Here is a 23,952-nt window from a genome sequence, read left to right on the forward strand (position 1 = left end):
AATGACCTCTTCATTCAATCATATTATTTCGCAGATACAACGAAAAGAAAATACCTTTTCGCTGACATCCAATGTGATTAAGGAAGCGTATGAGATGATTATTTATTTACAGGACACTTTATTGTCAACAAAGGAACTTATTACGAAACAAGGATTTAAAGATCAATGGGAAGAAATCAATTTCTTTCGAAACATAAAACCTCAAATCCTATCCAAACTCATTTATTACAATAAGATTTTCCGTATTGAAACAGCTTGTCCGGTTGATAAGGGAAATATTTATACGAGTTATTTCTCAAAGCAATTGCAGGAATTAAAAGAGGAATACAGGAAACATATAGACAATTCAGATTTTTACAGATATTACCGTTCGGGAAGAACTGACCGTGATGAGACCTATTTTAGATTAGGTAATATAAATTTTCATGATGGTCTAAATAGTTTTGTCTTTGAAATTGATCCTCTGTTTTCAACCTACTTTGATTACAAAGTAGCTCGGATAATTGCTAATGAGTTACTCTATACCTACATCCTTCACAAAATCAATAATGATGAAATGACGGATCCTCTTTCTATTAGAGATATTTCTTCGGATGCTGTTCTTTGGACAGATACCAAAAACGCTTTTATAGAACTGGTTTATGCTCTCCATGCGAGTGGTTCCGTTTCGTATGGAAGAATAGGAATAAGAAAAATCAGTTTTGCTCTTGAAAAACTATTTCAGATTACCTTGGGAGATTTGCACCATTCTTTCCACCGAATGAAATATCGAGCCGGTTCCAGAACCACATTTTTAGACCAGCTAAAATCTTCTCTGGAGGATATATGGATAAAGATTTGTAAACGAATACAAATAAAAACAAACAAAAAGGGCAGCAAAGCTAACTGATGCCACCAACTCCGTACGCATAATAGCTTCGCCACCCTTCGGGACTTATAGTGCTTTGTTGGCTTGCATCCGTTGTTAGAATGGCTTTCTTTTTTTCTGTTTTTTCTTTTGGAGTGAATATTTGCTTATTATTTTTTCAGGCTATCGAAATTATAAGTTTGGCAAAATAATAGAAATATACCAAACATATATAAATCTATCTGAATGTCAACCCTTTTAGTTTCCATCTCTCATTTAAATTATCAGGTCACTAAATAATTATGTAAACAAAAATGTTTATATTTGTATTATGATTAGGCAATTTGAGAAATACAAAGGGATTCATCCGGGGATTATACTTGATAGAGAATTAAAAAAACGTTCTATCAAGCAACGTCCTTTTGCTTTGTCTTTAGAGGAACACCCTCAAACCTTTAATGCTATTACCAAAGGTAAAAGAGGTATCAGCACGGCATTAGCATTGAAGATTGAGCGAGAACTTGGGTTGGAAGAAGGTACTTTGGTGATATTGCAGGCGTATTATGATATCCAAAAAATCAAAGAAAAAGAAATCAGAAGTACTCCTAATCTACATATCTTAAGTAAAGCTTTGTTTTGGGATACGGATATTCAACTCATAGATTGGAAGCGACAATACAGGGCTGTTATTCAACGTGTTTTTGAGCGAGGAAATGAGAATGACAAAAATGAGATTATTCGCTTTTATGGTACTGAAAAAGTAAACCAAGCTTTGCAGGAGTCCAATATCAGAAATCCATATACTATATACAGAACCAATAAAACTACAGACTAATTATGATGTATTATAACACTGTCAATGATCTGTTAAAAAACACATTGATTAATCTAATGGAGTCTTCTGTGTTTGAGTCTTTTCGTTTGGTGGGCGGTACAGCATTAAGTCTTCAATTAGGACATCGTTTGTCTGTAGATATAGATTTGTTTAGTGACGCCCCATATGGTTCTATTGATTTTAAAGCTATTGATGAATTCATAGAAAAAACATTTCCCTACCACCATCATTTTTCAAATTTTGATCCGGCAATGGGTAAATCTTACAGTGTGGGAACAGATAAGGACAATGTGGTAAAATTAGATGTGTTTTATACGGATACTTTTATACAACCTCCTTTGATTACGGATGAAATTAGAATGGCTACTACCGAAGAAATCATTGCTATGAAAATAGATGTGGTACAACGTATAGGTCGCAAGAAAGATTTTTGGGATTTGCATGAATTGCTTTCCCATTACAATATTTCTACTATGTTTTCTCTGCACCTAGACCGTTATCCCTATACACATGATGAAGAACTCATAATGAACAATCTCATTAATTTTGAGTTAGCCGATGATGATTTCGACCCAATCTGTTTAAGAGGGAAATACTGGGAATTTATAAAGGAGGATATTGTTGATGCGGTTAAAGCATATAAACCCTAATCCATATATTCCGCAAAACATTCCCTAATAATTATTCCAACAAGATTATATAAAAATTCCATAATCCGTTCAGCATCTTCTTGATTGACATTTATCCCTACTTCTTTTAGCATTTCCATTGCTTCGTCAATAGGAATTTTCTCTATTTCCTTTTCCATAATAATTAGATTTTGAATTTGTATCAAATTACGGTTTTCCGTAATTGAGAGAGCTTTTATTTGGTTATATTTATGTGAATTGCAATTTGTTCAACATTTTTGTTGATGATTAAATAAAAGTCATTTTATTAGACAAATCACAACCAGAAAACTTTGTATAATTAACATCAAACCAAAATATGCTTGAATCAATAATTCTTAAGGATGTAGCCACATATGATTTTACAGGTATTCAGTTAGAAAATCTGAGAAAAATTAATTTTATATATGGAAGTAATGGATGTGGAAAGACCACCCTCTCTAAATTAATTTACGATCCCGAAAATATTGCTTATTCTAGCTGTAGCCTCATATGGAAAGGTGGATTATCAGTTAAAACATTAATATATAACAAAGATTTTCGAGAGAGAAACTTTGGAAAAGGAAAGATTGATGGTGTTTTTACTTTAGGGCAAGCAACAAAAGAAGAGATTGAAGCAATCGAAAAAATGCAAACAGAATTATCTGCTCTGAAAACAAAAGGAATAGAAAAAAAGAATACACTCGAAAAGCAGGAAGGACTAAAATTGCAAGAAGATAATTCTTTCAAGGAGATAATATGGCGCGACATATATAAAGAAAATGAAGTTGTTTTTAAAGAAGCTTTCAGAGGTTTCATGAAAAAGGAAACTTTTAAAGACAAAATACTTTATGAGTTCGAAAATAATAAAGAACAACTATTTACAATTGAGGAATTGAGAGAAAAATCTCAAACAATATTTGGAAAAACTCCTGTTACGCTATCCTATCTCGCAACAATAGAATTTAATCATCTATTAGAAATTGAAAATGATAGAATATGGAAAAAAATGATTATTGGTAAAGCTGATGTTCACATTGCAAAATTAATTCAAAAATTAAACTTAAATGACTGGGTAAACGAAGGAAGAGATTATATAAGTGAAAATGATACTTGTCCATTCTGTCAACAAGAAACAATTACTGAAAGTTTCAAGAAGCAATTAGAAGATTATTTTGATGAGTCATTTACTCAAGATATAGTTCAAGTAAAGACTTTGTTGAATGAATATAGTCGTGACTCTCATAATCTCCAGAATCTGCTTGAGCAAATAGAATCCCAGCAGAAGGATGACCCAGAATCCAAACTTAAAATGGACTCGTTTTCTGCTTTACTGAAAACATTAATAAGTCAATTTGTAACAAATAAAGAGCTTTTGACCAATAAAGAAAAAGAACCTAGTAGAAGTATTCAATTAATATCAACAAAAGAACAACTTGAAGAACTTCAAAAATTGGTGATTGAATGTAATAAAGATATAAAAGATCATAATGATATTGTTAATGACTATACAAATCAAAAAAACAAATTAATCAGTGCTATTTGGAAATATTTGATTGAAGGACATCTAGCAACTATAGAAAATTTTGCTAAAAAACAAGAGGGACTAACAAAGGGTATCGAATCTTTGAAAAAACAACACCAAGAACTGAGAGAGAAATATTTGGCTTTAAACAAAGAAATAAGAGAAGCTAATAAAAATGTTACCAGTGTACAACCTTCTGTTGATGAAATCAATCGCATATTAAAATCCTATGGATTTTTAAACTTTGAAATAGTACCATCCAAAACGGAGGCTAACCAATATCAGATACAAAGAGAAGATGGTACTATTGCTGAAGCTACTTTAAGCGAAGGAGAAGCTACTTTCATTACATTTTTGTATTATTTACAATTAGCCAAAGGTAGCACCCAAGAAGAGTCAATTACGGAAGAACGTATATTAGTCATTGATGATCCGATTTCTAGTCTAGATAGCAATGTCCTTTTTGTTGTAAGCTCATTGATTAAAGAAATAATAAAAGCCGTTAAAAATAACACAGGTAGTATCAAACAAATAATACTACTTACACATAACGTATATTTTCACAAGGAGGTTTCGTTTGTCGATGGAAGAACTCCAAAAAATGGAGATACCCATTTTTGGATTATTAGAAAAAACAATAATATTTCTACAATACAAGCCTTCGAAATGGAAAATCCTATCCAAAGTTCTTATGAGTTACTATGGAAGGAGTTAAGGAATTCCTCTCAAAACTCTGGGATTACAGTCCAAAACACAATGAGAAGAATTATTGAGAATTACTTTAAAATTTTAGGAAAATATGCAGATGATGATCTAATTAAAAGTTTTAATAATCATCAAGAGCAGGAAATATGTAGATCTTTAGTTTGTTGGATAAATGACGGATCTCACGGACTACTTGATGATCTTTATGTAGAACAACAAGATGCTATCATTGAACGTTACTTTGAGGTATTCAAACAAATTTTTATAAAAATGGGGCACGAAGAACATTACAAAATGATGTGTAGAGTTTCTGAAGAAGGATTAGTGAATAATGACACAGAATAAAAGAGCACAAATAGGTTTACTCATGAATGTTACAATTTTCCCTGCCCATAATGGAGATAGTTTTTTGATAGAAACCAAAGGAGGCACTGTGGTATTAATAGACGGAGGATATGTAAGCACGTACAAAGAATATATAAAACCTAAGTTATTAGAATTAAGTAAAGCAAACAAAAACCTTTCACATTTAATAGTCACTCATATTGATAGTGATCACATTTCGGGAGTTATCAAGTTCATCGAGGAAAATAAACAGAATGAAATCATTAAAGTTGAGGATATCTGGCACAATTCATATTCTCAGCTAAAATCTATTGAAGATGGATTAAATTTTAAAGGGAAAACAATTGACAATCTACCTATTAATTACCTTTTAAAAGATGGGGTGGACGATATAAAGAATAAGAATATTTCGGCTGTACAAGGCTCTACATTAGCTTCTTTAATTAAAAAGTTTGGCTATCGAATCAATGCTCCTTTCAGCAAAAATAATGTTTCAGTAGATACTAAAGAACATATACTATCTAATGACATAGCTTTCAAAATTTTATCACCTAATCATGATAAGTTGTTGGAACTAAAAAAATATTGGAAGCGGGAACTTTATAAAAAGGGGTATTCTTCAGATGAAAATTTAACGGACTTCAATGAGGAAGTGTTTGAATATATACTTTCTTTGGAAAAAGAAAAAAAACGATTGATGAGTAAGAATGTTACGGCTAAATCCAGTATGGATATTGACAACTTGTCAAATGAAGTATTTGTAGAAGATGAAACCACAACCAATGGTAGTTCTATAGCGTTTGTGTTAGAGTATAAGAATCTACGTATTTTATTTTTAGGAGATGCACACCCGTCAGTAATAGTAAACAGCTTAAAAAAACACTACACACCAGATAAATTTCCTGTCAAATTTGATTTGATAAAAATTGCGCATCATGGTAGTAAAAACAATACAAGCCCAGAACTTCTGAAATATATTGATTCAGAGAATTACGTGATTTCTACCAATGGATTATCTCATAATCACCCAGATCCTGAAACAATAGCGAGGATAATCAATAGGAAAGTAGAGTTTACGAGGAAATTATATTTTAATTATTCTTTGAACTCCAATGTTTCATTCAAGGATAAAGTCTTAATGGAAAAATACAATTATCAGATCATTGAAAGCTCAAATAATCAACCACTGGAACTAAGCCTGTCATATGAATAGAATTATTAACCCAACACAATTACAATCTTCTGTTGTAAAAATAGTTTATAAAACAGAAAATGGAACAGGCTTTTTTATTACCACTAATACGATACTGACGGCTTATCATCTTTTTCTAGATAACAGTATTGAAGAGGGGGCTATTCAGATATATTTAGAAGACGGCTCTGTACAAAGCTGTACTGTAATATATACGGATGAAGAAAACGATATATGTTTATTGAAATGTAACATAGAGTACAATTTGTATTTGCCCCTAACCCAAACCTCTATACGGATAAATGAGAGTTGGGAATCATATGGATATCCATACCATAGTCAGCATGAAGGACTTCGAATATTTGGGAGTATAAATCAAATAGTTGAGGGCGAAAAATATGATTTCACATTAAACTGTAACAATATAGAATCTGAATATGATTATGGAGGTTTGTCAGGCTCTCCGATAGTATCAGTGGGGAGAGTCATAGGGGTTGCTATAAAACAACTTGATGATAAAATCGGAGTGTTATCTATTAATAAAATTACTTCACTATTAAGTGGTTATGGAGTTAATATTTATAAAGAAGATCTGACCAATGAAATTCCTAAGCAATTAGAAGAAGATATTTCTGATATCATATCGAATCATGATGTTGTAAACAACTTGGATGAAGTAATAAAAAATAATGGAAACTGGATTCTTTTGGAAGGTAAACCCGGTACTGGTAAAACAGTAAATGTTGCGTCCTTTACACCTGATGAAAATTGTATTGTACTTGGAAAATACTTCACCAAAATTCCTAACGACGAAAAACCTAGGAGCATACGGGTTTCAAAAGAAAATTTTTTCAATTGGATTGAAGAAACTATTTCACTTGCAATAACAGGCTCATTACCATCAAAAAGTAACGATTCTTTAGAAAAGAGAATTGGATTACTAAATGGTTATTTCCGTGAATTAGGTGAGTATCTTGAAGAGATTGATAAAATCGGGCTTTTTTTTATTGATGGATTGGATGAGATTAGTGATCTGAAAGAATTTCTAAACATTATTCCTGAAAACTTGCCACAAAGAGTCAGGATAATTCTTTCCTGCACTTCAAGAGACCTATTGCCAAGTACTGTCAAAAATAAAATCGACGACAGTCGGACAATTTTAGTTTCTCCGTTAGAATTAAGCCAATGCGAATATTATATCCAAAGAAAAATAGATGATAAGAAGCTTGATTATGAGAGTATCCAAAAAATTGCAATAAAATCAGAAGGTCATCCTCTTTATTTACATTACTTAATAGATTACATCTTAAACTCAGAAATAACCGACGACAGAGAGGAACTGGATTCTTGGGTTGAAAATATACCTGCAATTGGAGGTAATATCGAAAATTATTACAACACAATATGGGAAAATATATTTGAAGACAGTAATAAACTTTGGATTTGTTTAATCCTTTCACAACTAAGGCATTCTATTCCACAAGATGACTTAATGAATATGCTTCCCGATGATGTTCGTAGGAATTACTACTCCGTAATGCCTAAAATAGGTCATCTTATTAAAGGCGAGGAAAAACAAGAAATTTATCACAACTCATTTAAGGATTATATTCTGAAACAAGTCCCTTTGTTTATAAAGGACTGTAATGATATGATTGTAAAGTTTTGCGATCAAAGTCCTGAAAATCCTTATTCTATCGCAAATGTGATTTATCATTATGCTTTATCAAATAACCCAATCAATGCTGTTTTTAATTGTAACCAAGATTGGGCAGATAAATTGGCAATAAATCACGTAGAACCAGATCTGATTATTTCTGACATCAAGAGCGTTGTTGAATTATCAATTGATTTGAAACAAACTACAGAATTAATACGGTTGTTGCTACTATTACAAAGAATAGACTTTAGATATAACAGTGTACTTGTTGAATATGCTTTTGAAATAGCTTTGGCATTAATCGCTAATAAAAAATTCAGTCAGGCAATTAAATATCTCGTAAGAAGGAACACTTTGTTAATAGGCATTAGAGATGCTATTCACTTTTTACAGCATTTTTATGAAAATGAAGCCCATGAGGAAGCCGAAATATTATCAAGTGCTATTGAAAGAGAATATAGAAAATTGTTAGATAAAGGATTAGATGGAAGCGGTGTTCATCATTTAACATTTATTGTAAAAGCTCAAACAATTATTTTGAATGGGAAAGATTTACATGAATCTCAAGAAGAATTACTTGACTACTTAAATATACTAAGAAAGCGTTTAACAGTGTACGATGATGAGGGCGATTCCTCTGATGCTAATAATTCTCAGGTGATACAATACATAAGGGATTATTGTTGTGCTTGGAATAATGCTTTTGTGTTAAGGTACTTTGATATTCATTCGGATATTGAAGAAATGATGACTGTTCCTAAAATGGTAATTAATGAAACTTGGGCAGGAATATATGCAAAATCATTACTTATCTATAAGCGAGAGTTGGACAATTTTAATCTTAGTGATTTTAATACTATTGAAAACGAAAAACAAACAGTTAGGGACATTGAATTGCTAATAGAAAATTACGGTTATAAAGATGAAAATTATGTTCGAAGAGCCTTAATACAAGCATTGTTAAATAATACATCTAAACCAAACTTACTCAGAAAAATTATGAATGAGTATTTAGAAGAGGATCAGGAAGTAACTATTAGAAACAAAAACGGTGTAGATTTTGAAAGATTGAATTATGAGAATCTGTGCTTGAAAAATAATTGTATAGGTTTTTTAGACGATTCCGAAGATATTAAAATACACCGTAAGCAATGGTTTCAGAATACATGGGAACAAGACCTATTGTACCTGATAGAGGAGATTCACTATTTAGAAGGAAAAGCATACTATTATAAGTCTTCAAATCAACTGGTTGAGAAGACTACTCTTATAAAGTCGAAATTGAAGCAAGTTATAGAAAGCATCAGTTTTAATTTTGATTTTAGAAGTTATTGGGAAAGAAGCTATCAATTGCCAGAGCAAATATTCCCTTTGATTTTTTCTAAGTTGATTGATCTACTACACGAATTTGATCGTGATAGTTTAGATACATTTCTGGATTCATTATTAACAAAAAGTTGTGACCAATTGGGGCTATATACCGAGGGATTCAGAAAATCATTAAGTCAAGTAATCCAATCCTTAATACTATTACGATACGATAAAGAAAAGATTATTTTTTTTGCCGAAATATGGCAAGCTCATATTGTTTCAGGCGTTCAAAACAGATGGGAACGAACAGAAGAGCTACTAAAGATTAATGAAATCTACGGCATACTAAATGATACCACGAAATTTCAAGAAGTTTTTCAGGAAATGCTGAATACATCTATGGGGCCAAGTTGGTACAAAGAATCTCAGGTTACGTTGATTAATACTGCTTTAGAAAATTTAAAATCTGCTCCCAAAGAAATAGTACAAGAATTTGCTTCTCTTTTAGACTATGCTTCTGGAGAGATGACGTTTCAACGATATGTGAAATACAATAAAGAAGAATTTATTGGTTCTTTAATCTTGAACAATGAGAGTTATAAAGCTTTAGAATACTATAAATTTGAAGTTTTACCACCACCAGATATCTTAATCCGAAATGCGGAAGTGTCTGATTTTGATGCTCCAAGGATAGGAGATGGTTATTGTCTAGGCGCTAAAAATATCAATGAAGCGAGCGGTGTCTTGGAAATTTTAAAAACAATAGATTGTAATCCATATCTAAAATGGGGACTATGTCAAATATTTACCGTTAACGATGATATATTCAGGTATATTTCTTCCTATGGAAAACAAATAGCATCAGCATTAAATGAAATTGAATCGTTAAATGATGGAAATATTGATGCTGTGTGTGGTATTACATCGGAGTTAATAAGTTCTAAGCATATTGATCAGGAAGATAAGAGAAGCTTATTAAATGTCTTATCAGAAAATTTATCTCAATCAAACATCAAAAGATTACAAGGTTATTTGCTAAAAAAGAATATAGGCTGGAGATTAAGCGAAAATGAAGACAATTCCTTATCAGAAGCCAAATCAAAGGAAAAAGATAGTTTTGATTTATTCAATGAATCTGTAAGTAACACGTTAATAATAAATAAAAGGGACAAACTGATAGAGGGAATAGAATTATATGCCAAAGAAAGAAGGAGTATTTGGTTTAATAATTGGTCACATAGTACGGATCTAGCTAAGAAAAACATAAAGTCTCTTTTTGAAGATGAAAATTCAGTATTAGAGCATCTGAAAACAAGTATATTAAACTTTGAGGATGAGTATTGGAATATTTGTAAAGAACTGATATGGTTTTTAGAAGGAAAACTAAAGGACGACCAAACTTTAGAAATATATCGAAGTATAAACAGCCATTTTTATTATATAATAAGACCGGACGATGAAGTGAAGAAAAAGTATTTTTGGATTAATCAGGAAATGAATGATAATTCATCTGACTGGTTAATTTCTGAGTTTATTAACTGGCATTTAAATCATCCGAATAGCTATTTGAGCAATAAAACAGAAGAGACTTTAAGGTATTTAGCAATTTTCTTGCCCTCAACAATTGGAGCTTTATTTAGCCAATGTATTTCCAACAAGCCTGAACCCTCAACAGAACTATGTGGTATAATTCTAAATGATATTTCTAAAGAGAAGCCTTTGGTTGTCAAAAATTACTTGGAAAATAATTCAGATCTTATTGGAGAAATATCTCGTATTCCACATCTGACGATAAAGAAAAATTTACTCGAAGTCAGTATTAACCTTAATCAAGTTGGTTATAACAAATTGTACGAACAGATTAAATCTAGTATGCCCAATACTGTCATATTAACAGGCGAAGTCTTTTTCGAAAAACCACATCTGGTTTCGATACAAGATCGGATAGATGATCTCAATACTGAATTGTTATTAGATAAACAGTTTTGTTTAAAAATAGATCAACTTTTAAATGAATACTGTTCTCCGTTAAATACGTCTGAGGTTAAAAAATCTGATAAGTATTTGAAAAGAAGTTTTTACAATGAAGATTGTATATTAGGCCGGTATAATTATTTTGTCAGACATGCACTAAATAATGCAGTATCTCATAAGGTGTCAAATGATAATATTGCTACTATTTATGAAATCATTAATGATTAAAAATATGTTTGAAAGTAGAAAAGGAAATCGAGATTCTAGGGCAGACTTTGAAAGGGAGTTAAGTATCTTAGGTGAGAATTTGGAAAATGGAAGAATCAAGTTTTCTATCCATATGAAAAAAAGCACTCAAGACTTAACAAATCTTAGATATGCTCCAAATAGAAGAGTTGATTTAAATACTATAAGCGAAATGGTGAGAACATTGGCAATGTCAGTTAATTTTTCCCATAGAGATATGTTAAGCTCAGAATTAGAAAAAGAATCTGAAGATGAATAACAAAAAATATGGGATGCCTCCACCCAAAACCCGATATGAGATGGAGCATAATTTATATCTTGCTTTAGAGGATTTCAAAAGAAAGATGGAATCAGAAAACGAAGACTTAATCCAAAATGCTCTTTGGGCTACAGGTAGGCATCTAAAAGAAGTTAAGTTCACACCAAATCGCAGAATTGATGTAGCTACTATAAATGAGATGATGCGACTACAGTCAAATATGATGGAATGGATGAAATATAAGTAACTTATATACTATCAAAAAACATCAAAAGCGGTATTAAGTGTTCGATTGTAATCTCAGTCAGCTCCGTCTACAATATCATTTGGAGCTTTTCTTTTGGTACAACATAGGCATACTGTTTTAAAAATTTAAGAAATATAAAAAATGCACGGATTACTGGAAATGGCTTTTGTTAGCGAAATTGTGTTGCAAACAAAAATTGCAACAAGAGCATCTGAACGTCTTCAAGTTGCCAATGACAATTTGGATAACATCGAAGTATGGGGTGCAATCCAATCTATTCTCGTCGCAACTGGAAATGTATCGAAGATTCTTTGGCCACCAGCTAAATCAGACAAACCTCGTGGAGAAATGTTGAGGAAAATTCTCAAAGTGAAAGAAAACAACCTACTTTCTGAACGTAAATTTCGCAACCACTTCGAGCATTACGATAGCCGACTTGAAGATTTTTTTAGAAAACAAAGTAATGGCGGTATTCATTACATTGATTTGGCAATGAATCCTTGTCTTAGCGGACATGGATTGGGAAATATTCACCGTGGTTACAATGCATTTAACAACACCTTGATTTACCGTGATGACTTGCTGGATTTGAATGAATTAATTAAGGCTTTGGAAGATATTCATGAAGCTTGCAAAATATATGGCTATCGTTAATAATCGTATAGAAAAAGAACTCTCAATTTACATAACTATGAATTTTTGAGGCCTTTGCAAACGGTATGAAACAAAAATTGGTTATACTGATATTCTATCCAAAAACGTCAAAAGAGGTATTAAGTGTTCGATTGTAATCTCAGTCAGCCCGCCAACCAAATCAAAGGGATGGTTCAGGGCTGAAGGGTGGGGGAAAGAGCGGCTGAACCAATCCCGATGGTGCTGGCGTTATTCGGTTTAAGATTGGAATTCGGTGAAGGCGAATGTTATATCGATTAGGATGGAACTTCGGCGAAGGCGAATGAGATTTCGGTTGGCGTATGCAATTCCAAGGAAAAAGAGGGCGTATGCAATACGCCCTTACGGCGCTGGCGTTATTCAGTTAAGGATAGAAAATCTACCCGTACATTAAAGGCTGGATTGACGAAATAATCTGTACATTAGTTTCACTAAAACAATGGTTGTACTCAATATTTCCAATACAGTACGTCAATGAAATACATTAAAATATATTTTACAATTTGGTGGATTCCAATTGTTTCTTATTGCCTGCCAATTTTAGTTTATATTTTAGGAACTCATCTAAAAAGTGACGACATTATAGACGTTGCTTTGATTTTATTTTATTTAAATATTCTTGGAAATATTACTTCTGCCATTGTACAAATCTCAAATAAAAAATGGTATTTGATAATTCCACAGTTTTTAATTACCTCATTTCTTATTATTTATATTTCAGTAATATTTTCATTTTCTCCAGCAGATTATTACGGAGCAAATAAGGTAATTCCAAACAATGTAGAATTTGAGGAACTTATTGAAAAGGAATTAAAAGAAACTGATTTAGGGGTAAATGATTTTAAAATTGTTTCAGTATCTCAACCAGGAATTTATCGATATTACACAAATTATAAATCTAAAGAAAAGGGTTATTTTTATATTAAAGCATTTGAGATCACTTCAAATGATAGGTTATCTGAAGCAAGAATCCTTCAGCGCTCAAAAATCATTGTAGATAATCTTAATAGTAACTTTTTCACCCAGGAATTTACAATTTTTGAAGGATCTTGGGGAGATAAATATGGGGCAAGGATTGAACTATGGTTCAAGACAGATAGCGGAAATGAGTTTAAAGTAAATCAAAAAAATTATATAGTTGAAGGTTGGATGCGCTAAAAAATATTGCATACAAAATCAAAACTTTTTGCTTCTATTACGTTATACTTAAAGCATCGATACAAGATACTCCAGAGGGGTTATATATTAGTAAAAGGAAGTATATGGCAAATATGCGCCCATCCATCCAATCGCTTTAGCGATTGGATGGATGGGCGCTTTTTTATTAATGGTTATTTGTTACTAATATTGAACCCCTCTGGGGTTCTAAATAACGCTGTCGAATTGTTAAAACGAATTGAAGGGGCGGATTGGATATACGTTTATTTTATGGGTTTTTCGATAGTGTTGGGCGAAGGCGAATGTTTTCCCAAGGAAAAAGAGGGCGTATGCAATACGCCCTTACGGCGCTAGCATTATTCGGTGGGTCCATGGAGGGCGTATGCAATACGCCCTTACGATGTTAGCATTATTCAGTTAAGGATAAGAATTCGCCGAAGCCGTATCCAATCTACCCCTACAACTTTGCTGTGAATTTTAAAAGATTTATATTAGATTTTTAATATTTCAATTATGAGCCAAAATAAATATTCAGGGTTTTCAGATGAGCAACTTTTGCTGGAGCAAAAGAAATTAAAGTCGACGAATTTAATCAATGCCATATTAATTGGTGCTGCGATTGGTGTTGCGGCATATAGCTTTTATAATAGAGGGTTTAGCTTTTTTACGTTATTCCCATTGTTGTTTGTTTATTGGTTTTGGACCTCTAAGAAGAATACTCAAGAATTGGAGGCTGAGATTAAATCCAGAAACTTATAATGTCAGTTCAACCCAAACAAAACCTATTTAAGTATATCATTCTAGTTGGGCTTTTTCTACAACAGAGGGAGTTAGTTTTTTCACAATCTTCTGTTGTTCCTGAGATTCCATTTCAAGCTGAGGCTGGGGTTTCGGTGGATGGGAAGTTGGATGATTGGAGTAAATTGAAAAAGTTGTTTGTGGTTGATGAATTTGTGTCTCCTTGGAGCAGTCCTGATTTTGGTAAGACAGTTTTCAAGGCTTTTTATGATAAGGAGTATTTGTATTTCTATTTTGATATTGAGGACAAGAGTATCGTAGAGAAGAAGTTTGAGAGGGAGGAAGATGTTGCAAAAGGAGACAGGGGTGAGATATTTCTTTCGGCGGACTCAAGTCTAAGTGAATATTTTTGTTTTGAGATTGCTCCTAGTGGGGAGGTGTTGGATTATAAAGCCAAGTATTATAGGAAGTTTGATTATGAATGGGACCTTAATGGTTTGGAAATTAAAACAGATGTTGGTTCCAGTGGATATATTCTAGAAGGCAGAATTCCGTTGGAATTTGTAAAAGGATTAATAAAATCAAAATCATCTTCAGAATTTCGAATGGGAATTTTCCGGGGTGAGTTTAATAGCTTAAGCTGGAATGAAAAGGATATCAATTGGATATCTTGGATTCGTCCGAATACAGAAAAACCAGATTTCCATACACCATCTGCCTTTCAACGGGTGCGATTGGGAAGGGGGGAATAATTAATATGACATAACAGCCCCCAGCCATCCAATCGCTAAAGCGATTGGATGGCTGGGGGCATATTTATTTATTGGGTTATTGTTACTAATATTGAACCCCACTGGGGTTCCTACAAATATGTCGCCTCGCTGAGGCTGTATCTTGGAAAACGTTCTTTGCTACAGATATGCCGCCCCTCTGGGGCTGTATAATTTAATATGTCTATTGCTACAGATATGTCGCCCCGCTGGGGCTGAATAATTTAATATGTCTATTGCTACAGATGTGTCGCCCCGCTGGGGCTGTATAATTTAATATATCTATTGCTACAGATATGTCGCCCCTCTGGGGCTGAATAATTTAATATGTCTATTGCTACAGATATGCCGCCCCGCTGGGGTTCCTACAAATATGTCGCCCCTCTGGGGCTGAATAATTTAATATGTCTATTGCTACAAATATTTCACCCCTATGGGGTTATTAAGTTGTTGCTGATTGGAATAGGGAAATTTATTTTTTGTAGCAATTTAATGTAAACAATCGTTATAAGGGAATAACTATTATAAATATAAACCATTGAAATTATGAGACATCTACTTATTCTGGCATTATCTCTTTTATTCTTGAGTTCCTGTGAAAAGGATGGTATTAATGTGACTGAGTGTGAAAAAAAAATGAGGAATCATTTTAAGGATCAATTAAACTGTAAGGAAAAAGGATCTTATGAAAGCAACCTTTATAAGGGGACATATGATGGAAAGACCATATACTTTACTAATATTGTCTGTATTTCTTGTTTGACAATGCCTCCAAATGAAGGTTATACCTGTGATATGGAAAAGGTAAAAATTGAGAATTTTAATGATGTGAAAGATATAAAAATGGTGTATAACAGTTGTACTAAGAATTTTATCAAATAAAAGGAAAGCTATTTAGGTCAATGGGGTTTGATTAAAACTTTTATTTTTGTTGATAATGGGAAAAGAAATAATTATCGATGGGAATAAAATCCATGACAAGACTAGTTTTTACGAAGAGATTAATAGAAAGTTCATGCAAAATGAAAGTTGGCAGTTGGCTGAGAGTTTAGATGCATTTGATGATTTATTATATGGTGGATTTGGCGAAATCAAGGAAGGGGAAGAAGTTAAATTAGTTTGGCAAAATTTTGAGGAAAATCGGAACTCGTTAGGATTAGAATTTACGAAGGAATATTACTCAAAGAAGTTGCAGCATCCGGAAGATTTTGATACCAACATCATTCAAAAAAAATTGGATGACTTGGAAAATGGATCGGGACAAACTTATTTTGAAATCTTAGTTGAGATTATTACCGAACATTCGAATATAGAATTGATAAAGAAATAGGCGATCATTTGATCGCCTATTTCTTTATGTCTTTTATACGACAGCTCTTTTCATTAAGATGTCCGTTTGTTCGTCGGCTCCTAATTTAAAAATGTGTTTATCAAATTCTTCGAAACCATTTTTTTTATAGAAACTGATGGCTCTGGCATTTTCCTCCCAAACTCCAAGCCATATAGTGGGAACTCTTAAATTCTTTGCTGTTTCTAAGGCTTTGAAAAATAATAATTGACCTACCTGTTTACCATGGTGGCTTGCATATACATATATGCGTTCAATTTCTATATGATCTTCTAATTTGATTTCAGTTTGAGCATTTCCAATATTTAGTTTTAAATAGCCAATTGGATTTTCTTGATCCCAAGCTATATAAAAGATGGATTCTAAATTTTTTAATTCATCGTGAACTTGATGGTCTGAAAAGCGATTACTGATGTAATCGTTCATATCTGCTTCCTCATTTCTGGACTGGAAAGTCTCAATAAAGGTTTCACGACCGATTTTCTGAATAATTAGCATGTCATCAACTGATGCTACTTTGATTTCTATCATAATATTAAGTCCAGGGAAGCTTAAAAGTATTGATTTTTAAGCAATGAAAAGGTAATTATTATAAGTTATGACGTTTATATTATAGTTAGTTATGTGTTTTGTTGTTTTATTATAAATCGATAGGAAAAGAAATCGTTTGTAATTTTTTTATTTTATTTAAAACATCATGGAAAACCAATTTAGATTTTAATTGTTTGAAAATAACAGCAAGAGAAAGATTGTTATAACGCACATCGCAATACAACCATAAATTGCAGATTGACTCTTCTCAGAAATAGTTTACGATTTATATGTCAATTTGCATACGATTATACCCCAAGCGATTTGGGGTATAATTATTTTAGGATATGCTGAGGATTGGATTCTTGATTCAGAATATAGTGAAAATGCTTTAGAAAGGAATTTCAGTTCAATAGTAATCCTTGTTAATTACTAAATTATTGTTATTTTGAAACCAATCGATCTAATGAATTATGTGTTACCATGTTGGTTCGCCGAGTAAATCGGAATTGAAGAATAAACTACCTAAGAAAAAAATATATTATCCTAATGAACAAGAGATCTTTCATGTTTCAGGGTTTACACGACCATTTTTGCCGGTTACCTTGAATCAAGATTCGGATATTGTCATGGAGGCACGATGGAAATTAATTCCAGGATGGATAAAGTCGGAAGTAGATGCTGGTAAATATGCCAATACTTTGAATGCAGAATCAGAAAGCATTTTTGAGAAGGCTAGTTATAAGAATTATATCCTTGGTAATCGTGGATTGCTCTATGTAACTGGATTTTATGAACCACATAAAGTAAGTGGAAAAAAGGATTCTGAGAATTATTTTATTTATTCAGGAAGTAAGGAGCTATTGACCTTAGGGATTGTTTATTCCAATTTTACGGATCAAGAAACCGGAGAAACCTACCCGACATTTTCTGTCATTACTACAGCTGCTAATCCATTGTTGGAAGAGATACATAATGAGAAAAAAAGAATGCCGTTGATCATCCCTGAAGCGTCCAGGGATGCCTGGTTATTTGCAGATGGTAAAGATGAAATAAAGGCATTGATGAAGCCTTTTGAAGGGGAATTAAAGGGACATCAAGTCTATCGCGTCACCGGTGCCAGAGGGGAAGATACCAATACTCCGCAAATCCAAAAACCTTGGACCGGACAAATCAGTTTGTTTTAAAAAATCAAATAGCTATGAAATATAAAAACCTATACCTATCAACATTAATTGGATCCATAGCCTTAAGTTCCTGTTCAGTAACCCAAAAGATGCAGGATAAACCTTATGTCTATATTCAAAAAGAAAAGCGTGAAAATAAGAAGTGGAAGTTAGTTTGGGAGGATCATTTTGAGGGTACAAAATTAGATACCACGAAATGGAGTCGAATTCCGAAAGGAGGATCTGATTGGAATCGACATATGAGTACCTCAGATGCAGTATTCCGAATGGAAGATGGCAAGTTGTTTTTATTGGGGATTAATAACCCTGATACTATTACAGATCCCCGACCATTTATTACTGGCGGAATTTGGAGCAAGAATAAGTTTGCCTTTCAATATGGAAGGATAGAGATCCGTGCAAAATTAGGAAGTGCACAGGGAGCATGGCCAGCGATGTGGATGTTGGCAGAGCTTGATAAGTATGGTAAATATCCTATGAATGGCGAGATTGATATCATGGAGCATTTGAACTATGATAAGATTATTTATCAAACGACACATTCACATTATACCTTAAACTTAGGGCATAAGGATAATCCACCGCATGGAGGAACTGCTGCAATAGAATCAGAAGAGTATAATACCTATGGCATCAGTTGGTATCCGGATAAAATAGTTTTTCAATTGAATGGAAAGGATACATTTACCTATCCAAGGGTAGAAGGAGTAGATTCGAGCCAGTGGCCTTATGATCAACCATTCTTTATCTTGATAGATCAGCAGTTAGGTGGCAATTGGGTTGGAAAAGTAGACCAGAGTCAATTACCAGTAGAAATGGAGATTGATTGGGTAAAAGTTTATCAATAAAAAAAAGCCGGCCAAACTTAGGTTTGACCGGCTTTCGAAAAATTATATTCTAAAAATAAAATTGCAGATTTATTTTTTTGGACAAGCCACTCTTTTACGGCCAGTACCAGTTCCAATAATTACTGTTTTTCCATCGACTTTTTGACTGACAATAACTTCGTTTGGTCCGGTTCCATCCCAAGGAACATTGTTGAATTGTTGGTTACCTTTCATTCTTAATTGAACCAGATTTCCACCACTTGTTTTGCTACCATACATGGTTATTTGTCCAGTGCGGCTAATCAAGATTCTTACCAAAGGCTTGTCAGCAGTTCCTTTCATATTAAATACTTGAGGAATATTACCCGTTGCATATTCAGTTCCATCCACAAATTCTATATTTCTAACGGTACCTAATGATGGGTTGGTTTGGAATTGAATCTGATCATTTTCGGAATTTCCAAAAATATAATTATCATTTACTTTCATGTTAAAAGCATTATCCAAATCAGTGATATCGAATTGGAACCCATAATTCGCTTGTGGAGCATCGAATGTTCTTCTAATGTATGAGTTGTTAGGATAATAAGTACTACCAATAATAATTCCGGTAATTTTTCTTCCATACCAATCATACCAAGTTTTCTCAGGATAATTCCAATTCAAACCAGAGGAAGTAACATTTTGTGTACAAACTCTAAATCTTAGTAATAATTTATATTTATGACCAGGGGTAATTTTAATATTAGGAACAGAAATATTAGTTTTTGTTTCGCCATCTAATGTAATTGACCCAATTACAAAGTTTGCTGAAGTTGTAGCAGGACTAAATATTAAGGTAGAATCAGCGGTAATAGTTGTAGTCGAACCTGGTACTGTTGGAAAATTAACATTTGCAGTTGTCGTACCAGAAGAGAAAGTCAGTGAATTATCACTTAATTTTAAGTTTCCTGCAGATCTGGTAGGTGTGATTTTAGTATTAGAAATTGCTTCTATTGAACCAGTCATACTATTATCCATTTCAATAGATGTCGTAATTTGGCTGAATTGGTGAACAAGAATTGCATCCAAGTAATTATCACCGTGCGTTATATTTACTTTTTTCTTAAAGTACATCAAGTCACCGGAAACACTATTAATAGATGCACTGGTCAATGAATTTTGACTAGTTACATTCGGTAAGTCTGTAGTACTATTAACGGAGTAAATAACAAAAGTATAAGTTTTACCTGCGTTTACTTTAAGAGGATTATCCGGATCTTCTGAACCATAGATATAGTCATAGTTACCTTGATGAGAGCCATTCTCATTATAAACCATAATGCGGTATTTAACCCCAGGTTTCAAAGGTTTACGTACTACCTGGGATGCTGCTCTAGCTTCAGAGTTTACAGCAGAAGAGTAATTCATTGCTGAAGATTCAGAATCTTTTAACACGATTACCTCCATATTCAGATTATCACTAATTTGAACATTCGATAATTGTACATTTGATTCAGGGGATCTTTTTGTTGTTCTACTATTACCAACTAAAATATTTTCTTCTTCTGGAGATCCAACGGAAAGGTTGAATTTTACAGTTGTATTTAAATTTCCAGCCGATTCTGATTCTGATTTTTGACAGGATTGAAAGCCGACAAAAAGGACAGCAAGAAAGAATATGCTTTTAAGTTTCGTCATCTTTTTCAAAAGTGTAAATTCCATTTTTTGGGTTTTAAAGATTTTAATAAGAGAAATTAGAACCAATCAATTTGTTTCGTGTCTTGATCGTCCTCGATCCATTGATCTTGCATAGGCGTGTTAGGACCTCCAGTTCTGATAATTGCAGAACCAGTAGCTATTCCTTCTTCAAGATGAACAGTTTGGATTTCTATCCTTGGGCTAGTGTAAATTTTATCCATAATGCGATGCACCTAGTGTGTGTTTTATTTTTACTTTTTGTGATTAAAAGTTAATAGTTAATGATTTTCGGTAAAATCCAATGATTTCCCTATGAAAACACTGTAAATGTAGGTAGTTAATTCATTTTCTCGTATGGTACACTAACTTGTTTCGAGGGTTAATTTTAAATTGTCGATTCATCACTACAGATTAGTATCGATATCCGGTAAAAGCATGAAAAGCGTCTAACTGACCGTTATTATTTGTGTAAAAAAATGGCAGAAATTGATCAATTATTGGGAGTATAGTTTAACGAAATAGGTAGGATTGGACTATAGGATATATTCGAATTTTATTTTGATCTGATTTTCCAAAAAATACAGTTTGAGATAAAATGGAAATTGTCAAAAGGATGATAAAGAAAGATAGGAAAGAGGGGATTTTTGAAGAGATATATTTTTAACAAAACAGGATGAATAAAAAAAAGCTCGTCGGACCTGACGAGCTTTTCGATTTAGTACCTAGGGCGGGAATCGAACCCGCACTCCCTTAACGGGAACAGGATTTTAAGTCCTGCGTGTCTACCAGTTCCACCACCTAGGCAACTGAGCGAAAGACGAGATTCGAACTCGCGACCCCAACCTTGGCAAGGTTGTGCTCTACCAACTGAGCTACTTTCGCTTGACGTGCTGCAAATATAGAGAGATTTAGTAAAGTTGAAAAATAATATTTCGACAAAAGTTGCAATGTGCTTGTAATGTGAGTAATAATTTTATCACGAAGCTATAAAAAGGGTTCAAGAATAGCATTTACAGTGATTTTTTAGCTATTTTCGTGTTTTAAATGTGGAATATGCAACTTAGACTTTTTACTTTACTATTTTTCTGTTGTTTGGTTCAGATTGTTAAATCAGAATCCTATCCAGAGGTCATATTTGATAATAGTTTGGTTAAAGGGTCCTATGCACGTAGTATTGTGAATTACAGTGGCGATAGCTGGGTTGAGAATGTTCAAAAGAATTTGTTGGTCTCGGATAGCTTATTCTTTACACCTGGAAATGCTTTGTCCTTGAAATATATTTCTTCGGAAACTGGCGACTGGGATGTTTTAATCCGTTATAGTCGGCAAAAGTTTCATTATCGTGTTTCCTTGGATGATAACTTAAGTTTAAAATTATTTGTCGGAACCGAAGGGACGAAGCCTGAGAATTTACCATCCATATCTATTCAACAAGGATTAAATCAATCCATATCCATTCCATTAGGGGATTATATTGAAGATTATAATAATAGTAGCTGGATGAGTGTTAAAATTCCACTTCGAGAATTTGCTGGACTTAATATTGACCAAAACATTACCGGAATAATTTTAAGGCAGCATCATTCCAGTGCGGTGACTAATCAGCTATTTTTAGATCAGATGGAGTTTTTGCCATCTAAATATTCCGAAGCTCCATTAACCTCCAATGCTGTATTATCAAAGGCATCTGCCTATGGTAAGCATATTGACCTACAATGGCAGGTTCCATTGACCCCAAGTATTCGTTATGTTAAGATTTATCGATCTGAAGACAATAAGGAATTTAAGGCTGTAGCTATTCGTCCAACTTATATGTTAAGAGGTTTGGATTATGTGCCGGTATTGGCCAAAAAGTATTATTACAAGATTGCGTGGGTTGACTATAATTATAGGGAGTCACCGTTTTCGGAGGTGTTAGAGGTTGAACCAAAGCAGTTGAATGAAAGTGAGTTAATGGATCTGATTCAGTTGGCGAGTGTAAATTACTTTGTCGAGAATTATGATATTAATTCTGGGATGTACATGCCCTATCGCATGAAGGATAAAGCGTTGGTTTCAGTACGTGAGACCGGGGGAGCCATGTTAAGCATGTTGGTAGGCGTTGAGAAAGGATTTGTGAGTAAATCACTTTTCTTGAGCAGGGTGAAAAGGATTGTTGGTTTTTTAGCGAAAGCGCAAAATAATAAAGGTTTTTTTCCGGCATACTTTGATGGACGAAAAGGATTGCCTGTTTACTTGGATGATCAACCCCGATATGATATACAGGCAACTAGTTCATTGATGGAGGCCTTATTGGTTATTCGTCAATATTTAAATAATGATGCAGCTGAAGAGAATAAATTAAGGGGTGACATCACTCAATTATGGGAGCGATTAGATTGGCGGGGAGTAACCCTTCCTTCTGATCCATTGGTTCTGAAGTCATCAATTAACATGGTTGATGAGTATTTTTCATTTGACCCATTAGTTGGGATCAATAATGGATTGAATGCATACATGTTAGCGATTGCATCTACGAAGTCAAGTTTAGCGCCAGAAGCATTTGCGAATGCTTTAAAATATAAATTTGAAAAGCCTCAGGTTCGGGGTAACCTAAGAAGATTGGGGAATGGCGAAGAGAGTCATGCAACAGATTCTGTTGTAACAGCAGTTAGTGAAGAGAAAAAAATAGTTTCAGCAGCAGGACAGGATACTGTTTACAAAGTTTTGGCAACGCATGATACGCTGATGTATGGAATTAACTTGCCATTTGGCAATTATACCAGCAGTTTATTGGATATGTATAGACCCTTTAACACCATCAATCCGAATTTGAGTAAGGTTGGGGATTATGATTTAAAGGGTGTATTGCAGAAGTATACACAAGTTGCCAAGCGCAGGGATAATGAGATTGGGGTAGGGACTTCGAATTCTGATATTTGGGGTTTTTATCAATATCGGGATAGTGTTGGGACATTTCGGATTAATCCGGCAATAGCGATTTCATCGATGTTTTTGGATGAAGCAAGATCAAAGCGATCGCTTCATGCTTTATATAATCAATTTGGGGAATTTTTATTTACAGAATATGGATTTCGGGCCTGGATGGATTTACGGACGGATGATGTTTCGGATGAGTATATTGCGAGTAATCAAGCAAATCTTTCAATACTTTTGGAGAATGCCCGGACAGGCTTGATCTGGAAGTTATATCAGGCGATTCCGGAAATCCAGTCAGCGGAGCAAAGAATCTTTAAGAAGTGAAATAA

20 protein-coding genes, 2 tRNA genes and 1 pseudogene are annotated in these 23,952 nt (G+C 33.5%); 17 read left to right on the forward strand and 6 right to left on the reverse strand.

The annotated features are described in order from the left end of the window. Position 1: 1 nt before the first annotated feature. From ACF3OC_RS09520 to ACF3OC_RS09530, 3 genes and pseudogenes are all read left to right on the forward strand, one after another. Positions 2-843 (forward strand): annotated as a pseudogene (locus ACF3OC_RS09520) (RteC domain-containing protein). Positions 844-1,178: 335 nt separating this feature from the next. Beyond that, on the forward strand, positions 1,179-1,682 hold the full coding sequence (locus ACF3OC_RS09525) for a DUF6922 domain-containing protein (protein ID WP_094281597.1): 504 nt from the start codon (positions 1,179-1,181) through the stop codon (positions 1,680-1,682). A 2-nt stretch (positions 1,683-1,684) separates the two neighbouring features. Then, a complete protein-coding gene (locus tag ACF3OC_RS09530; RefSeq protein ID WP_094281599.1) occupies positions 1,685-2,332 on the forward strand; it encodes a nucleotidyl transferase AbiEii/AbiGii toxin family protein in 648 nt (215 codons plus the stop codon). On the opposite strand, the gene ACF3OC_RS09535 is transcribed toward ACF3OC_RS09530, so the two are convergent. Further along, positions 2,329-2,490: a hypothetical protein gene (locus ACF3OC_RS09535; RefSeq protein WP_179221506.1), complete on the reverse strand. Its 162-nt coding sequence runs from the start codon at positions 2,488-2,490 to the stop codon at positions 2,329-2,331. The two genes, ACF3OC_RS09530 and ACF3OC_RS09535, sit on opposite strands and share 4 nt — an antisense overlap. 179 nt (positions 2,491-2,669) lie before the next feature. On the opposite strand from ACF3OC_RS09535, the gene ACF3OC_RS09540 reads away from it, so the two are divergent. From ACF3OC_RS09540 to ACF3OC_RS09590, 11 genes are all read left to right on the forward strand, one after another. Continuing rightward, on the forward strand, positions 2,670-4,904 hold the full coding sequence (locus ACF3OC_RS09540) for an AAA family ATPase (RefSeq protein ID WP_392471523.1): 2,235 nt from the start codon (positions 2,670-2,672) through the stop codon (positions 4,902-4,904). Next, entirely contained in the window at positions 4,891-6,117 is a 1,227-nt protein-coding gene (avs1a, locus tag ACF3OC_RS09545) for an AVAST type 1 anti-phage system MBL fold metallo-hydrolase Avs1a (protein ID WP_094281605.1), read from the forward strand. Before ACF3OC_RS09540 ends, avs1a begins: the two co-directional genes overlap by 14 nt. Further along, positions 6,110-11,269, forward strand: a complete 5,160-nt coding sequence (locus ACF3OC_RS09550; RefSeq protein ID WP_094281607.1) for a serine protease — start codon at positions 6,110-6,112, stop codon at positions 11,267-11,269. The genes avs1a and ACF3OC_RS09550 overlap by 8 nt, the downstream gene beginning before the upstream one ends. After that, positions 11,250-11,546, forward strand: a complete 297-nt coding sequence (locus ACF3OC_RS09555; protein ID WP_392471525.1) for a hypothetical protein — start codon at positions 11,250-11,252, stop codon at positions 11,544-11,546. Before ACF3OC_RS09550 ends, ACF3OC_RS09555 begins: the two co-directional genes overlap by 20 nt. 13 nt (positions 11,547-11,559) lie before the next feature. Then, complete coding sequence (locus tag ACF3OC_RS09560) at positions 11,560-11,793, forward strand: hypothetical protein (RefSeq protein WP_144043729.1); 234 nt, start codon at positions 11,560-11,562, stop codon at positions 11,791-11,793. A gap of 141 nt (positions 11,794-11,934) precedes the next feature. Then, positions 11,935-12,447, forward strand: a complete 513-nt coding sequence (locus ACF3OC_RS09565) for a hypothetical protein (RefSeq protein ID WP_094281613.1) — start codon at positions 11,935-11,937, stop codon at positions 12,445-12,447. Positions 12,448-12,939: 492 nt separating this feature from the next. After that, a complete protein-coding gene (locus ACF3OC_RS09570; protein WP_094281615.1) occupies positions 12,940-13,623 on the forward strand; it encodes a hypothetical protein in 684 nt (227 codons plus the stop codon). 513 nt (positions 13,624-14,136) lie between these two features. Further along, the gene (locus tag ACF3OC_RS09575; protein WP_094281619.1) at positions 14,137-14,382 is read left to right on the forward strand and encodes a hypothetical protein; all 246 of its coding nucleotides are present in this window, start codon (positions 14,137-14,139) and stop codon (positions 14,380-14,382) included. Next, positions 14,382-15,113 carry a carbohydrate-binding family 9-like protein gene (locus ACF3OC_RS09580; RefSeq protein ID WP_094281621.1) on the forward strand — a complete coding sequence of 244 codons (732 nt, stop codon included), beginning with the start codon at positions 14,382-14,384 and terminating at the stop codon, positions 15,111-15,113. Before ACF3OC_RS09575 ends, ACF3OC_RS09580 begins: the two co-directional genes overlap by 1 nt. A gap of 564 nt (positions 15,114-15,677) precedes the next feature. Next, entirely contained in the window at positions 15,678-16,013 is a 336-nt protein-coding gene (locus ACF3OC_RS09585; RefSeq protein WP_094256320.1) for a hypothetical protein, read from the forward strand. 55 nt (positions 16,014-16,068) lie between these two features. Then, positions 16,069-16,461 (forward strand): barstar family protein, encoded by a 393-nt coding sequence (locus ACF3OC_RS09590; protein WP_094281623.1) that lies wholly within the window; start codon positions 16,069-16,071, stop codon positions 16,459-16,461. A 33-nt stretch (positions 16,462-16,494) separates the two neighbouring features. Here the strand turns inward: ACF3OC_RS09590 and ACF3OC_RS09595 are convergent, their stop codons facing one another. Further along, entirely contained in the window at positions 16,495-17,010 is a 516-nt protein-coding gene (locus tag ACF3OC_RS09595) for a GNAT family N-acetyltransferase (RefSeq protein WP_094281625.1), read from the reverse strand. Positions 17,011-17,483: 473 nt separating this feature from the next. Between ACF3OC_RS09595 and ACF3OC_RS09600 the strand changes: the two genes are divergently transcribed. Both ACF3OC_RS09600 and ACF3OC_RS09605 read left to right on the forward strand, forming a co-directional pair. Beyond that, positions 17,484-18,197, forward strand: a complete 714-nt coding sequence (locus tag ACF3OC_RS09600) for an SOS response-associated peptidase (RefSeq protein WP_094281627.1) — start codon at positions 17,484-17,486, stop codon at positions 18,195-18,197. Positions 18,198-18,211: 14 nt separating this feature from the next. Next, positions 18,212-19,045, forward strand: a complete 834-nt coding sequence (locus ACF3OC_RS09605) for a glycoside hydrolase family 16 protein (protein ID WP_094281629.1) — start codon at positions 18,212-18,214, stop codon at positions 19,043-19,045. 69 nt (positions 19,046-19,114) lie between these two features. Here the strand turns inward: ACF3OC_RS09605 and ACF3OC_RS09610 are convergent, their stop codons facing one another. From ACF3OC_RS09610 to ACF3OC_RS09625, 4 genes are all read right to left on the reverse strand, one after another. Continuing rightward, positions 19,115-20,728 (reverse strand): fimbrillin family protein, encoded by a 1,614-nt coding sequence (locus tag ACF3OC_RS09610; RefSeq protein WP_094281631.1) that lies wholly within the window; start codon positions 20,726-20,728, stop codon positions 19,115-19,117. A 32-nt stretch (positions 20,729-20,760) separates the two neighbouring features. Then, positions 20,761-20,925 carry a hypothetical protein gene (locus ACF3OC_RS09615; RefSeq protein WP_179221508.1) on the reverse strand — a complete coding sequence of 55 codons (165 nt, stop codon included), beginning with the start codon at positions 20,923-20,925 and terminating at the stop codon, positions 20,761-20,763. Between the two features lie 498 nt (positions 20,926-21,423). Then, positions 21,424-21,508, reverse strand: a tRNA-Leu gene (locus ACF3OC_RS09620). A 5-nt stretch (positions 21,509-21,513) separates the two neighbouring features. Next, positions 21,514-21,586: transfer RNA gene (locus tag ACF3OC_RS09625), tRNA-Gly, on the reverse strand. A 171-nt stretch (positions 21,587-21,757) separates the two neighbouring features. On the opposite strand from ACF3OC_RS09625, the gene ACF3OC_RS09630 reads away from it, so the two are divergent. After that, on the forward strand, positions 21,758-23,947 hold the full coding sequence (locus tag ACF3OC_RS09630) for a glucoamylase family protein (RefSeq protein WP_179221509.1): 2,190 nt from the start codon (positions 21,758-21,760) through the stop codon (positions 23,945-23,947). Positions 23,948-23,952: the final 5 nt, after the last annotated feature.

The sequence above is a fragment of the Sphingobacterium cellulitidis genome, assembly GCF_043187465.1.
In the GTDB taxonomy this organism is placed as follows: Bacteria; Bacteroidota; Bacteroidia; order Sphingobacteriales; family Sphingobacteriaceae; genus Sphingobacterium; species Sphingobacterium cellulitidis.

Excerpts from the sequence above, each read along its gene's own strand:
- ACF3OC_RS09525 (WP_094281597.1), top strand. The coding sequence starts at position 1,179 with ATGATTAGGCAATTTGAGAAATACAAAGGGATTCATCCGGGGATTATA.
- ACF3OC_RS09530 (WP_094281599.1), top strand. The coding sequence starts at position 1,685 with ATGATGTATTATAACACTGTCAATGATCTGTTAAAAAACACATTGATT.
- ACF3OC_RS09535 (WP_179221506.1), bottom strand. The coding sequence starts at position 2,490 with ATGGAAAAGGAAATAGAGAAAATTCCTATTGACGAAGCAATGGAAATG.
- ACF3OC_RS09540 (WP_392471523.1), top strand. The coding sequence starts at position 2,670 with ATGCTTGAATCAATAATTCTTAAGGATGTAGCCACATATGATTTTACA.
- avs1a (WP_094281605.1), top strand. The coding sequence starts at position 4,891 with ATGACACAGAATAAAAGAGCACAAATAGGTTTACTCATGAATGTTACA.
- ACF3OC_RS09550 (WP_094281607.1), top strand. The coding sequence starts at position 6,110 with ATGAATAGAATTATTAACCCAACACAATTACAATCTTCTGTTGTAAAA.
- ACF3OC_RS09555 (WP_392471525.1), top strand. The coding sequence starts at position 11,250 with ATGAAATCATTAATGATTAAAAATATGTTTGAAAGTAGAAAAGGAAAT.
- ACF3OC_RS09560 (WP_144043729.1), top strand. The coding sequence starts at position 11,560 with ATGCCTCCACCCAAAACCCGATATGAGATGGAGCATAATTTATATCTT.
- ACF3OC_RS09565 (WP_094281613.1), top strand. The coding sequence starts at position 11,935 with ATGCACGGATTACTGGAAATGGCTTTTGTTAGCGAAATTGTGTTGCAA.
- ACF3OC_RS09570 (WP_094281615.1), top strand. The coding sequence starts at position 12,940 with ATGAAATACATTAAAATATATTTTACAATTTGGTGGATTCCAATTGTT.
- ACF3OC_RS09575 (WP_094281619.1), top strand. The coding sequence starts at position 14,137 with ATGAGCCAAAATAAATATTCAGGGTTTTCAGATGAGCAACTTTTGCTG.
- ACF3OC_RS09580 (WP_094281621.1), top strand. The coding sequence starts at position 14,382 with ATGTCAGTTCAACCCAAACAAAACCTATTTAAGTATATCATTCTAGTT.
- ACF3OC_RS09585 (WP_094256320.1), top strand. The coding sequence starts at position 15,678 with ATGAGACATCTACTTATTCTGGCATTATCTCTTTTATTCTTGAGTTCC.
- ACF3OC_RS09590 (WP_094281623.1), top strand. The coding sequence starts at position 16,069 with ATGGGAAAAGAAATAATTATCGATGGGAATAAAATCCATGACAAGACT.
- ACF3OC_RS09595 (WP_094281625.1), bottom strand. The coding sequence starts at position 17,010 with ATGATAGAAATCAAAGTAGCATCAGTTGATGACATGCTAATTATTCAG.
- ACF3OC_RS09600 (WP_094281627.1), top strand. The coding sequence starts at position 17,484 with ATGTGTTACCATGTTGGTTCGCCGAGTAAATCGGAATTGAAGAATAAA.
- ACF3OC_RS09605 (WP_094281629.1), top strand. The coding sequence starts at position 18,212 with ATGAAATATAAAAACCTATACCTATCAACATTAATTGGATCCATAGCC.
- ACF3OC_RS09610 (WP_094281631.1), bottom strand. The coding sequence starts at position 20,728 with ATGGAATTTACACTTTTGAAAAAGATGACGAAACTTAAAAGCATATTC.
- ACF3OC_RS09615 (WP_179221508.1), bottom strand. The coding sequence starts at position 20,925 with ATGGATAAAATTTACACTAGCCCAAGGATAGAAATCCAAACTGTTCAT.
- ACF3OC_RS09630 (WP_179221509.1), top strand. The coding sequence starts at position 21,758 with ATGCAACTTAGACTTTTTACTTTACTATTTTTCTGTTGTTTGGTTCAG.